Origin of the sequence: Flavobacterium noncentrifugens, from assembly GCF_900100375.1 — a bacterium.
Taxonomy (GTDB): domain Bacteria; phylum Bacteroidota; class Bacteroidia; order Flavobacteriales; family Flavobacteriaceae; genus Flavobacterium; species Flavobacterium noncentrifugens.
Genome location: NZ_FNEZ01000002.1, coordinates 486,874 through 500,883 on the forward strand (window position 1 = coordinate 486,874; position 14,010 = coordinate 500,883).

11 protein-coding genes are annotated in these 14,010 nt (G+C 40.8%); all 11 read right to left on the bottom strand.

The genetic code is table 11. The annotated features are described in order from the left end of the window. Positions 1–12: 12 nt before the first annotated feature. Positions 13–4,557, bottom strand: a complete 4,545-nt coding sequence (locus tag BLS32_RS06890) for a T9SS type B sorting domain-containing protein (RefSeq protein WP_091393258.1) — start codon at positions 4,555–4,557, stop codon at positions 13–15. Between the two features lie 20 nt (positions 4,558–4,577). Further along, a complete protein-coding gene (locus BLS32_RS06895) occupies positions 4,578–6,908 on the bottom strand; it encodes a T9SS type B sorting domain-containing protein (RefSeq protein WP_091393262.1) in 2,331 nt (776 codons plus the stop codon). A gap of 16 nt (positions 6,909–6,924) precedes the next feature. Further along, positions 6,925–7,761 (bottom strand): ABC transporter permease, encoded by an 837-nt coding sequence (locus BLS32_RS06900; RefSeq protein WP_091393265.1) that lies wholly within the window; start codon positions 7,759–7,761, stop codon positions 6,925–6,927. Beyond that, positions 7,758–8,693, bottom strand: coding sequence for an ABC transporter ATP-binding protein (locus BLS32_RS06905; RefSeq protein ID WP_091393268.1), 936 nt, complete (start codon positions 8,691–8,693; stop codon positions 7,758–7,760). Before BLS32_RS06905 ends, BLS32_RS06900 begins: the two co-directional genes overlap by 4 nt. A gap of 75 nt (positions 8,694–8,768) precedes the next feature. After that, on the bottom strand, positions 8,769–9,008 hold the full coding sequence (locus BLS32_RS06910) for a hypothetical protein (protein ID WP_091393270.1): 240 nt from the start codon (positions 9,006–9,008) through the stop codon (positions 8,769–8,771). A gap of 207 nt (positions 9,009–9,215) precedes the next feature. After that, positions 9,216–10,274, bottom strand: a complete 1,059-nt coding sequence (locus BLS32_RS06915; protein ID WP_091393273.1) for a nucleoid-associated protein — start codon at positions 10,272–10,274, stop codon at positions 9,216–9,218. A 112-nt stretch (positions 10,275–10,386) separates the two neighbouring features. Further along, complete coding sequence (locus BLS32_RS06920; protein WP_091393274.1) at positions 10,387–10,929, bottom strand: IS1096 element passenger TnpR family protein; 543 nt, start codon at positions 10,927–10,929, stop codon at positions 10,387–10,389. Between the two features lie 82 nt (positions 10,930–11,011). Next, positions 11,012–11,611 carry an HPP family protein gene (locus BLS32_RS06925; protein WP_091393277.1) on the bottom strand — a complete coding sequence of 200 codons (600 nt, stop codon included), beginning with the start codon at positions 11,609–11,611 and terminating at the stop codon, positions 11,012–11,014. Positions 11,612–11,614: 3 nt separating this feature from the next. Continuing rightward, a complete protein-coding gene (locus tag BLS32_RS06930; RefSeq protein ID WP_091394650.1) occupies positions 11,615–12,892 on the bottom strand; it encodes a chloride channel protein in 1,278 nt (425 codons plus the stop codon). Between the two features lie 289 nt (positions 12,893–13,181). Further along, the gene (locus BLS32_RS06935; protein ID WP_091393279.1) at positions 13,182–13,574 is read right to left on the bottom strand and encodes a hypothetical protein; all 393 of its coding nucleotides are present in this window, start codon (positions 13,572–13,574) and stop codon (positions 13,182–13,184) included. A 44-nt stretch (positions 13,575–13,618) separates the two neighbouring features. Continuing rightward, on the bottom strand, positions 13,619–13,990 hold the full coding sequence (locus tag BLS32_RS06940; protein WP_091393282.1) for a VOC family protein: 372 nt from the start codon (positions 13,988–13,990) through the stop codon (positions 13,619–13,621). Positions 13,991–14,010 lie beyond the last annotated feature (20 nt).

Below are 14,010 nucleotides of genomic sequence, written 5' to 3' on the forward strand. Positions count from 1 at the left end.
AAGAAGGAATAATTAACGTTTTAAAGAAAAGTGGCCGCGGATGGTTTTTCGGTCTTCAAGATCAATCGCGTACCAATAATCGTCTGCGGGCAACGGAACCGAATTGATCGTTCCGTCCCAGCCTTCACCCAAACCGGAAATCTGTTTGACCAATCTTCCAAAACGGTCGAAAATGCGGATGACTGCATTTTGATAATAAGTCGAAGTTGTGCCTTTAAAGTTCCAGGTGTCATTGTAACCATCGCCATTCGGGGTAAAGAATTTTGGCATGCCCAGCACCGAAACACCAATAGGCCCAACCGTGCCACAGCCATTTAAATCCTTAACATAAACGCTATGAACGCCAGGCTCCACATTGTAGAAAATGTTTGAAGCCTGATAGGCATTCGGATAATCGAGGCTATAAACATAATTGCCGTATCCTGTTGCGGTAATGGCAATCGTATTTTCGTCGGATAAATCATTTACCCGAATGTCTTTGATATGGGCTTTATTTGACAATACAACCGTAATTTCCTTGGTTTCTTCACACAATTGCCGGCTTGTCACTTTGACGTAAAATGTTCCGGTTTCTGAAATGGGAAGCGTTGCGTTTGTGCCAACAATGTTGCCGTTGTGTGTCCATTCAAAAGTATAATCTGAAAGTATGGCATTGGCTGGTAGGCCGGGATCGAGAGTTTCTATAATGATCGGCCCGTCTTGGCAAAGCAGCACTTCTTCAGTTTTAGTGATTGCAGGCAATGGGTCTACAATTAATTTTACATAAGGCCCGAAATGAAAACAGTTTGGATCAACATCGCTCTGGATCCGTACCCAAATGTCCTGAGAATTCAGGTAACCGATATTCCTGTAGTTTACGATATCAGTGATGGGGTTTCTTTGAACTACAGCATCTGCGCGGTTTTTATAATATTTGATCGTAAACGGTGTCGATATCGGAATTAGTGCCTGAATTCTCGCAGTCGTCGCACTAAAATCAAAAAACGAAATTCCGTCACGGTCGTTATTATTGGCATTGTTGTTTCCGTTGGCGTCTAAAAAGTCATCGCAATTCTGGTAAGTGTCTAAGAATGTTGCCGGAATCTGGGTTGCAGATATTGTAATGTTCATTTCTGTAATGTTAAAACAGGAGTTGCTGTTTGTGACGCGCACCCAAATAATATTGTTTCCGGTATAAAAGTCATTTGGCGTTACAATCAACTCAGTTGCCGTTTGATTTTGAGCACCTGGGAATGACTTGTAGTATTCAAAGATTTCAGTAGTATGTCCGGGTAAAATAGCTGATTTCGTACTAGTAAGGTCTATTTTGGTCCGGCCGTCAATAACGGCATCTTCATCACATTCAAAGAATTTTACCGGCGTAACCACTGCCGGGAGTGGCAACACTTTAAGCAAGGCTTCAGCCGAATTCAGGGTACAGATTTTCCCAGTGATGGACATAACGACGCGGTATCTGAAATTATGCATGTTTTGCGTAACGGCCGCAATCGTCAAATTTGCAGTTGTCGCTCCTGAATATTGTGTGTTATTCGTAATGTCTGCCCAGTTTCCGGAAGTAAAAACCTGCCATTGGTAAGCGCTTACCGGAGTTGCGTTAATCGTAAAAAAAGCCTGCTGCAACAAGCAGGTATTTAAATTTTGTGGTTGGGCAGTAATGGTAATTGGTATCAAAGTGATGTACTCATTATTTGGCAATATGGTGTAACCTCCAGCTGTTGTCACGCGTCCATTGGCGTCGGTTGTAACAGGAACACCTCCTAGAATTCCATCATTATTTGGATCTGAGAAACCAGCTTCATTCACATCGGTACAGCCATCATTGTCACTGTCTTTATCGCGATAATTGGCAATTCCGTCAAAATCCGTGTCGGCAACAGTATAGTTTAAAATACCTGATGTGGGCGTGGTTTGGATGCTGACGGATAGGCCCTGGTTTGCAAAACTGGTGGCACTTCCATCAATTCGACCGTTCAAATCAGCATCGTTTGAGCTGGTGTTTCCAGATTCTATTAGATCATAAATCCCGTCATTATCGCTATCAAGATCCAGATAATCAGGAACGCCGTCATTGTCGTTGTCAAAAGGAATAATTCCGGTTCCGTAGGCGTCGTCAATTCCGTCATGATTTGCATCTGCATTCAACCTCGGGATAAAAATATTTCGTTGCGCCTCGATAGCATCAGTAATTCCGTCATTGTCACTATCGAGATCATTGTCATCTGTAATTCCATCCCCATCGGTATCTTTTGGAATGCAGGTGGCTATAATCGAAAAAGTAGCTTTTGAGGTTGTAGTGTTGGAAAGGTTGATGTGCTCAAATTTCAATTCACGGATCAGGTTGGCATTAAAACTAAAAGTACCGCTTCCGGCTGCAAGCGGAACGTTACCATTGATCCTGAAATGGATTTCAAATGACGAATAGCTGGTGATTCCGCTCTCGAAAATTCCGTCATAATTGGTATCAATGAGCAACTGATTGTTAGGATTCAGTACCGTAATGTTTTCATTTACGCCACTGCTGATCCTGAATTCAGAATTGGAATCCAACAAATATCCGGGATCAGTAGCATCAGGATATTTAATTTTTAATGAAATTGGTTTGGAACTTGGTTGGTCAAAATTCAATTGCATGTTTAACGAATTGCCTTTACCTGCTGTTACAGATGAAAGAAAGTCATTGTTGCGGTTTACCAAAGTATTTCCCGGAAGGTTTGTCACTACCGTATTTCGATAAGAATTTGAATAATTACCTTTGGTAATCTGGCCGATATTCAGACTGTTTACTAAAGCGAGGTTGATGTTGCTGCTGCCCAGTGATTCTGTACAATTTGAGATCCCATCGGCATCATTGTCCTGATCGATGTTGTTGACGCTTCCGTCATTATCAGAATCTGCCGGGCAATAACTTGCCGGGATTTTATTCGATAACAATGGTATGCCACAACCTATAATCGAAGCTTTTACATGGTAATAACCGGGTTGCAGCGGAATGTAATAATTGCGAATGCCATCCGGTGCGGCAATTGGCGCATCATTAAAGAACCACTGAAACGCATCAAAAGGGCTTAGTGAATTTACGGTAAGCCTGGTATTTGGAAGGCAATTGGTTACAGCTGCATTTACAGCATCAAAACTGATCTCGGGGTTGAAAGTAAAGCCCGAATAAAACCCTCCGAAAGTCGCGGCATTGTTTGTTCCATAGGAAGCCAGATACAATTCACTGTTAGAAAAAGCGGCCACATTTCCAGAGAGGCCTTTAATGTTATAGGTAACATAATCAGGATTTCCTGTGACAGTTAGAGGTCCGGTTTTGACCAATCCGGGAATGGTAGTCAAATCATTATACGCATAAGAAATGCCATTGATCCTAAAACTCAGCACCGATCCGGTTTTGGTAATCAGCGTAATGCGCCCAGGGAAAAGCTTGGTGCCGATTTTGTCGATCTGCGGAATATTGTCAATGCTGTGCGGTGTTTGACAGCTCAATGGCGGCACAAAAAATAATTCCTGATTGGCGTAAAGGCTGGGTCCGGTATTTATTTTTCCTACGCTTTGATAGGCAAAAATATTTTCGGAAGAAGTAATGAATAAATTTCCATTGGCGTCGTAATAATTTCCGTCGAGAGAAGCATATTCCCCGGCGTTAAGCACAATGGGAGACAATACGCCATTAATGGATATTGTAGTGTTTGGATGGTGTGCCACAAGCAATACACGTTCGACGATATCGGCTCCGTCGCCCCTGATGAAAACATAGTTTTTCCCCGTGCGCTCTGCATCCACAATCTGGTCGAAACCAAGGTCAAGGTTCTGGCTGGCATTCGTTCCCGAAAATGATCCGCAGTTCACGGCTATCGGTTTATCAGATGCAACTAATGCGCCAATAAGTGCATCCCTGTTGGGCTCTCCGTCTTCTCCTGAAACCGCCATGACAAAACTTTGTCCGCTGTTCAAGACAATAGGGGCAGGGTGGTTTCCTGCGGCGGCATTACGAAGCAATACCGCGCCCGGTTTGATATCGCTAAATGTAATGGTTGTATTGTTTTCTGTCGCCATGACTGCTACAAAAGTGTATAATGCCGAGCCGTATGCACTGGCAGTCGTATTGGTATTCAGCATAGAGCCGATTCTGAATTCTTTACCCAATGCAGCCAGTCCTTTTGAAACTAAGGCACCAGCCTGATTTTGCCCTCCGGCCATAACCCTGGCAGACACGTAGACCATGTCCTCGGCTTCGATAATGTAGCCCTTGTTTGAAAGTACCCGGTTTACCAAGTCTTCGCGCACGATCAGCTGGGTATTTTCACCTGTACCAATTCTCTGGATGTATGGCGCATCCCGTGAAACGGTTGCATTTATAGTATCACCTCCCAAAGCGATCACTCTAAAATTTACGGGGTTTATGCTGGGTGTTGATACATAAAGATATTGATCTTCAGCTATTCCTGAAGGATTATCTGTACTTGAAAGGGGCGGAATATAGTGGGTTTTGCTGAATTGCGCATGGATGAAAAAAGGGAATAAGAGTAAACACCAAAAAATCGTTTTTTTCATCATATTGTACTGTAAAAGCAAATTTATCTTTTTAACGAAAAATGTCCTTTAACGATTCTTCCGTTTTCGAGTGTTAAAATAAACCAATAGTCGGCTGCAGGCAAATCTTTTCCGTTAAATTTCCCATCCCATCCTTTTCCGAGTGTGCTTAATTGTTTCAGCAATTTCCCGTATTGGTCATAAATAAAAACGATAGCAGACTGATTTTCCTGTTTTAAGCTGTTGATGTTCCACAAATCGTTATAGCCATCATTGTTTGGCGTGAAAAACCTTGGATAATCAAGTACAAAAATGTCCCTGTGGTCTTCATCACACCTGCTTCTGACAATTGCAGTATAGCTTCCTGCAGGTACATTTGTGAAATTAGGCGAGTCCTGGAAAATCTTACCGTCAAGCGAAAATTCATAAATCGCATTTCCGGTGTAATGAATCAAGACGCTATTTTCAGAACCTGATAAATCGGTAATGTCGATGCTTGTAATTACCGGAACTTCAGGAACGACTACTGAAAATTTCTTCGTTTTGCTGCATTTCTTTTCAAAAGCGGTGACCAAATAATCCTGAGCGGCTGCAACCTGTGCTAAATGGGTGTTGTTTGTTGCATCATGCGACCAGGAATAATTATCAAAACCAGATTGGACATCGAGTGTGATGGTTTCTCCTAAGCAAATGTATCTGGTCTCCTCTTCGAAATTTGGTGGATTGAACGTGTCAACGATTAATGTCACTTTTGCGATTCCGAAACAATCGGAACCATTGGTCACTTTTGCGAAAACAACCTGTGAAAAAGGAATTTCGTTTCGATAGGCAGCAGTGTCTGACAGCGCATTTTCGGGATGCAGCAAAGCATCACTGTCTGATTTGAAATATTGGATATTGAGCCCTGACGGAAGTCCGCTTAAGATAGCAGCATCGGCATTGTGCAGTAAAAATTCATAAATTCCGTCCTGTAGAGCTGCAGCATCATCGTCGCAAACTTCGAGGCTTGTATCAACCAGCGTATTGTTCGAAAGCGACAATTGTACCTGCGAAATTCCGGAACATCCATAACGGTTTGCTGCTGTGGCAAAAATAATTTTAGGCACGCTGGTGTATGCCTGTGGATTTGTGATCGGATTTGTTCCTGCCTGGGCATTTGGCAAATCGACATAATAAATAACATTTGCGAGTGTATTATCCCCATTTTTTACAATGGCGTCGGCGGTTGTCAGATTAAAAACAGCACTGCCATCATGGTCAAGATCGCATTGCACCAATGTGGCAGGAGCAAGCGCGGGAAGTGCTGCAAGTTCTATTTTGGCATCGCCGGTAGCAATGCAGCCCAAAGCGCCAATCGCTACGTCTACATGATAATCTCCGGCACCGTAATTGAAAACGTCGATTTTTGGCAAATTCCCTGCAGGTGCTGGAATTGGAAGGCTATTTAAATACCATTGGTAAGATACCGCAGCGGGTTCTGTAGCATCGAGTTCATAATGCGATCCCTGGCACACCGGGTTTGATGAACTGATCAAACGATCTGGGCCAATATCGGTTCCAATAGTAAAACTTCCACCTTCAAGGAATATGGCCGAGTCATATTGGTAGTTTTGATCATCGGCAATTACCAATTTGATATGGTATAAAGTTCCCGGAACGACGGTCGCCTTGATTGTTAGCGGAACCGTCTGCCCATTCATGTTTGTCGCATAATTCGACGGATTGTTCCCTGCATAATATTGTGCATTTGCCGCAGCGCAAACTTTTGTCCCGTCAGAATTGCTGTAATAGTCATGGACATTTATCGTAGAAACCACATCGGTAGTATTCGGGACAAAGGCGAGGTTTTGATAGGAATCGGTGGTGTTTGCTTTCTTTAGCAGGAAGGCGAATGCATCGGAATAACGGCATGGCGCATCTTCATGATACTCTTCAGAAGCAAAAATATAGGTAAAGCTCATTTGGGTTGTAAACGGAAGAAAATCAAATTCCAATACCGTTGCATTGATTGGAGAAACCCCCGGAAGTGCCGCTGCAAGATCGGAATCGCCTCCCCAATTGTCCAAGCCATTGCTGACAACAGAAGTATTTGGGCCTTCCACCAATCGTGCCGTTGAAGTAGCCAGCACCACTCCATTCGCAAAGGGAAAAATACTGCCGTTCGAATCAAATTTTCCAAAACTTTGCTTTCCAGGCGTATAATCATCGCCGCTCACGCTAAAATTCGAAACGGTCGCACACGGACTGTTGATCAAAACATTCCTGACAAGTTGTTCGGCCGTAAAAGTATCATCTATAGCAATATATTGTGCCTTCGAAAGTATCGGAAACAAACAGAATAACAGGCAAAAAATGAAATATCTGGAGAGAGTCATAACTTCGCCAAAGATACTATAAATCCCGTTTTTTTAATAATTTATAAGACATTAACATAAATATAACCACCCATGCCAAAACGATTAAAATACCATACCAGTGCACACCATAATCTTTTGTATTCTCCATTCCGATTTGTGTCCCGATGGTTTTGATGATTGACAAACGCGTAAATGGCTCCACAATCAAATTAGACATGGCTTCCAGAGGAAAAAACTGTGTAATGTAAGATGCGGTGCTGCCGTTAGGAAAAATTTTGAAATGAAGTATGCCGCTTGCAATGCCTTCAAGAATGTTCCAGACCAAAAGAAATCCAAGTGCAAATGCCGAACGTTTGACCAAAATTCCAAGAAATAAACAAAAAGAGAAAAATCCGGTAAGTTTTACAAAATATGCGATCAGATATTCCATGTCTGAAAAAACGATTCCCACTTCTGTATAAGATGAAAAGCTGAAGCCTAAAATCAGCGACATCAGAAATACGAAAACGGTTGATGCCAATGCAAAAAGGACAACCGTCAGGAACTTCGATTCGATAAATTCCCGTTTGCTCATCCCGTCAATCAAATTTTGCTTCAATGTGCCATAGCTGTATTCGTTTGCCATCATCGATACAATTACAATGGCCAGGAAAAATTTTAAAATGGAAGCAATATAAGTGTTGAAATGCCAGATGTACGGAAAATTAAAAATACCCTGTTCGGCAATGTGAAGCTGGAAATTCCCGATGTTGAATTTGATCGATGCGATCAGCGCAATAAAGGAAAGCAGGATGAAATAACTCAGCATCAGCACACGGCTTGCTTTGTTTTTCCATATTTTTTGGAGTTCGATAGCGATTAATCGTTTCATTCCTTAATTATTTTTGATTGATGATTGATGATTGATGATTGGCTGTTTGTCAGTTCTAAAAACTGCTCTTCAAGGCTCACTTTTCGTTTCACCAAATGGCAAAGTGCAATATTTCGCTCGAATAAATAACGGTTCAATGTTACAGCTTCTAAAGGTTCTTTAAGATAAACGAGTAATTTTCCGTTGTCTTCGGTAATTTTTTCTATGGCTGAATGCCGCTGAAGCGAAGCTTTTAAAGCAGTATTATCTTCGGCCTGAAGTTCAAAAAATCCCTGGTTTGCCGACACGCTGTCTACAGAACCCGAATACAATATTTCGCCCTTTCGCAAAATCAAAACATGAGAACACACTTTTTCGACTTCATCAAGCAAATGCGAAGCAAGCAAAATCGTCGTTCCCTGAGAAGCAATATGCTTGATAATATCCCGGATCTGGTGAATGCCCTGCGGATCCAATCCGTTGGTTGGTTCGTCCAGAATTAAGATTTCGGGATCGTTCAATAAAGCAGAAGCAATTGCCAACCGCTGTTTCATACCAAGAGAAAAAGTCCTGAACTTGCTGTCTTTCCTGTCGATTAGCCCAACGAGCGTGAGCTTTTCAGTCACTTTTGAATAATTGATGTTTTTGATTTTACAGACCAACTCCAGGTTTTCCTGTGCAGTCATGTAGGGATAAAAGTTTGGTCTTTCGATAATGGCACCGACTTTTTTGAGTGCGTCGTGGGTTTGCATCGTGCCGCCAAACCAACTGTATTCGCCCGAAGTTTTGTTGACGACATTTAAAACAATTCCTAAAGTGGTGGATTTTCCGGAACCGTTCGGGCCGAGTATGCCGTAAACATTGCCTTTTTGGATCTCGAGGGAAACATTTTTAACAGCCTGAACCAAACCGTAGTTTTTGCTCAGATTTTTTATGGAGAGTATGGTTTCCAAATTGTTCGTTTTTTAAGTTGGCTATTGGACGAACAAGGTAAGAATTTGTTACTGCTAAAATTAAATTAGCACAAATTAAAATTGGTAGTCTTTCTTTTTATAAAGCCTGATCAAAGTGCGGTTAATTTCACGGTGTTCCTGCGTAAGCGAAACTTTCTTATCCGTAATTTCGTTCGTAACCTGAAGGTAGCAAATGCGGCATTCAAATTCTTTAAAATGATCGGTGATAAATTTTATCGTCTTGAATTTATGCCCAAAAATAGCACACAGCAATCTGCCTTTCAAGGAGTGTTTTTTGTAAGTAATCGATTTCATTCGCTGTAGATTTTGGAGTAATAAACTTACTAAAAAATCAGTTGTTCATGTCTAAAAATCCGATGAACTACATGTATTTATTTTATTTGAAATACAATACTTACAAATAAAACAACACTTTATCGATGAAATTTATTTTCAGGTACAAAAAAAACCCGGCTGCAAATAACAATCCGGTTTTAAGTATCTGACTATTAGAAAAGTAAATTAGCTTTTCTGCTCTTTGTTAAAATAAACCAGGTAATAGTACATTTGTTTTTCTTCGTCCCAGCCTTTTTCCACATATTTTTCAGCGCTTTCGGGATTGATAAAATCCAATTTGATTTGAATGTGCGTGTCAAGATTGATGACGTTTTTAATCGATTTCCTCGCGTCTGAAACCGCAGCATTTGCAATTGGAAACGAAGTAATATCCTCGATGCTGTATTTTTCGCCTTTGTCTACTTTATAGTTTTTGAATTCCGGGATCAGGTCAGGATTGTCCAAAACCTCATTTAAAAAATTCGTTTCTTCAAACTGGTCGTTTTTGGCAAAATAATTCACCGACCGGTTCATGAACATTACTTCTTCTTTTTTATCTTCAGCAGGAAGCACGACATCTTTAGCAAAATTCTGACAAAATTTCAGGTATTTTTTGGTGATGAAATTTTCATCTTCAAAAGCATCCACAGAAAGGAAATGCTCAAGCCAGTAACGCGCGTCATAACGGTTGCTGTCTACAGTCAGGATTTTATAGCCTTCTTCTTTTTTATAATTGAAAATGATACAGCCTTTGTCAAGTTTGTTCAGGTTGATGCCGTGTTGCAAAATCATTTCGAGCGTCGTTCCTTTTTCTTCAAACTGTAAAAAGTCGGCCTGCAACTCGCTTTTAAAAATCCCGATAGCATCCACAGGATTGTTGTCAATCGTTAAATTCGTCAGATAAGTCACATAAACTTCACCATTCTTAATGTGCGGATGATTCGATTGTTCAAATAAATGCTTCGTGATTTTCTTCGAAATGTCATGTGCATTCGATGGATTTTCAAACATTTCTGTCGCAAATTTGTACATGTCGTTGTATTCCAGATCGATCTCATGTGCAAACTGATAATAATTTTCTTCCTTGTCACGAAACGGCTTAAAGAAAAATTCCTTGATCAGCGGCGCGACTTCATCGTTCATCCCAAACGGCTGTTCAGATAAGAAAATCGCTTCGTTGCGGCTTTTGTTTCCCACACGGTGAATCGAAAGCGTGTCAATGTTGGTGTTGTAAAGATTGATCATAAATTTAATGGACAATTAATAATGGATAATTGAAAATTGTCGCGATTGAAAGTGTCCTAATTAAAATCCGGTTTGGAGTTGTTAATTATTACTTGTTAATTATTAATTGAACTTAATTCCAGTTTTCCTCAAACCCGAAATCCTCAAAATTCTCATTGTCATCAAACATATCCAGGTCGTCTTCGTCTAAATCGTCTTCAAATTCGCCGTAAATGTCATTGTGCATGTCATCGGCTTCGAACGATTTATCTCCGGCGTCAAGCGGCATGATTCCGTGGCTGAATAAAGTATTTGGATAAATTTCTGCTGCAGCAACATCTTCAATCGCAGCCAGTTCCACTAAAAATGTCCACATATTTAAGAAATCATATACATAAATAATTTTCGTATTGTTTGTATTTAATATCTCCGAAAGGGAATAATCGCTCATGATTTTCTGTTCGCCCGGAACATCGCCGGTGTCAAAAAGCGAAATTTCATCTTCTTGGTTCCATTGGTCGTCGCAGGTATAAAACGACGCAAGTTCTGTTCCGTCAAAATCAAAAGCATTGACGATCGCATTGTGAAAATCTTCGAGCGTGTCGTCTTCCAGTATCGCAATATCGCGGAAAATATCTTCTTCCGAGTCGAGAATTACTCTGAATTTATAAACCATAATTCTATTATTTTTGAAAGGGCAAAGGTAAAATTTATATTCAGTAATCCCCGAAAAAGTAATTAACAAAATGCAGCTACAATTATCTTTTTAGAAATTTTTCCCGAATTCGAGTTCGAAGTTTGTGGTACTTTTTATGACTCGGATAATGCCTGTTTGAAGTCATGTTGTTGAAGATCAAAGCAACAATCAATAATATTAAAGCGCCGCTCAAAACCGGTGAAATCACATACCAATAGCCCATGTTTTTAATCGCTGACGAACCTGTAACGGCAATTAAAGCAGTTGCGCCACCCGGCGGATGCAGCGTTTTTGTAATTTGCATCATGACAATCGAAAGCGAAACGGACATTGGGGCGGTAATCCATAAAACATCCGGGAATATTTTTAAAACAGTTACACCGATAATGGCCGAAACCAAATGCCCGCCGATTAAATTTCTCGGTTGCGCCAACGGACTTTGGATCACGCCATAAACCAAAACGCTCGATGCGCCAAACGACCCGATCAGGAAAACAACATCTGAATTTGGAAGCTGCCGCGATTGCAGATAAGCGATAATCCCGATTCCGATGAACGAACCCAGAAACGCCCAAAAATGTTCCTTAAAATCGACTAAAGTTTCCTTATATAAAATGTACTTTGTCGTTCTATAACCGCGTTTGATTTTTTTGATCGGCATGATTTATTTGGATAAAGGGACCGGAATCGTATATACCGTAAACGGATAAATCATTTTTGCGGTGTATTTTGAAACGAGGCAAACCAATAGAATCGGGAAGAACAAGGTATAATCGCCAGTCAGTCCGCACACGAGGAACAAAGCCGTAAAGGGCGCGTGAATGCTCGCGCTCAGCATTGCTGCCATTCCGATCACGAGAAAATTCAGCGGAATCAAATGCGCATCAAAAAAAGTATTCAGGACCAAAGCCGTCAGCAATCCCAAAAAAGCACCAATAAATAAACTTGGCGCGAAAACACCACCATCTCCGCCGGATGCCAAAGTCGCAGAAGTGATAATTGGTTTGATGAAAATTAATGACATAAAGGTCAGTGCCAATGTCAATGTCAGGACGAGATTCGGATTTTCAATAACCTGATGGATCGCGTGGTAACCGTCGCCATACAATTGTGGCAAAATCAATAACAACATACTGATGATCGCCGCTCCGAAAGCAATTCTTGTCATTTGCGTTTTCGATTTGAAGAAATTCGATTTAAAAAACAGCACACATTTCGTCAGGTAAACCGAATGCATTCCGGCTAAAATCCCCAAAAGGATAAAGTACGGAATTGCCCTGAAATGCCAGGTTGCAATGTCGATCGCGAAAAGCGGTGCTTCTTTTGAAATCGTGACCACACCAAACGCCACTAAAATCGCAATCCCGTTTGTGAATAAAAATACCCGCGATACTTTTTTGTAAATGACTTCATAAGCGAATAAAATCCCGGCAAGCGGACTGCAGAAAAGTGCTGTAATCCCGGCTGAAACCCCAGCGCAGATCAACTCCGATTTGTATTTGCGAAAGACATTTTCCTTTTGTTGGGCAACTGATCCGATGGTGGCCGAAGCAACTACTGTCGAAACTTCAATTCCGGTCGATCCGCCGAAAATCACGGTGAGAAATCCGTTGAAAAAGTGTGACGTAATTTTATAGACTGGAAGGTTTTTGGTTTTAGAATTCGTGCTTTCAAAAATTTCTTTAATGCCTTTGTTTTCTTTTTTCTTAAAAAGGTATTGTCTCAAAAAGTAAATCACAAACAATCCGATAGCTGGAAAAACCACAAATAAGAATTTATTTTCTGAAGCCTGGTTGAAAAAAACCGATTCATAATGTTCGGTTATTTTCTTTAAAGACATTCCAAGGAAAGCTGCCAGAAAACCTATTAGAACAGAACCGACAATTAATTTTTGGAAGATGATAAAATTGTAATTTTTCCTGATTGCTGCAATTGTTTTCATAAAAAAAGTGTGTTTTACAAAAGTAAGCAATGCATCTTGAAACGTCTCGGCATACAACGTTAAAACCAAAATAAAAAAGGCGTTCTGCACAGAACACCTTTTTCAAATAGCAATTTTTCCCAATTTTTTTATATAACTAACAAATGTTTTTGATCTTTTTGAGATGCATTTCATTCGTTTAAGCGGATATTCAAAATTGCAGTTTTTGAGTAATATTTTGCTTACAGGACTTGACTCAAAAATTATAAGATTCCAATAAAAAAACCCGATTTTTAGATCGGGCTTCAGGTTATTTCTTTTCTTCGGAACAAAGTCCGGCAATGTCATGAAAAATATTGTGGACTTCCGTCAATGATTTCGTAATATCCGCATCAGGCGCTTTGGCTTTGACCAACTTGTCAAGTGCTTTTGCTTTCATCTGCAATTTTTCTGCCGATGCCAAGATCGCATTCGTCCTGTATTCTGCAGGAATATCCGATTTTAATAAAGCCGCTGCTTTGTTGTAAAGTTCTTCCGAACGTGCTTTGATCGGATTCAGGTCGCCGGTTTCCGCCGGATGGAAAGTCTGCGAAATGACGCCATGAAATTCTTTAAGTGCCGGCCATTTGTCTGCCGCAGATTGTGCTTTGATCGAGCTAGCCACAAATAAAAAAGCGACGATTGCTAAAATTTTGATTTTCATTGTTGTTTATTTAAGTTGTTGTTATCCAAATATAAATTATTTTTCTATTCGCCCTGCACCAGCCACCATTGATTCCCAAAAAGATCTTCAAATCCAGCCGTGTAGCCGTAATCTTTCTTTTCGGGCGGCATCAGGCTCAGGCATTTTTGGCGCAAGCCCAGATCATAAACTTTACCAACATCTTCAACATAAATGAACATGCCTGCGGGTTTGTTCGGGAAAGTTTCAGATGCCTGGGTAAACATAATTACCGCGTCGCCAATCCGGAGTTCGCCATGCATCACATCGCCGTTTTCGTGCAGGCTCATGTGTTGTTCTGTCGCTTCGAAAATGGTTTTGGCAAATTCTGAAAACCGCTTGGAATCATTTAAAACGAGGTACGGAACGACCGGAAGGTATTGTTCTGGAATTTTCATCTGATGGTTGTTTAATCGAT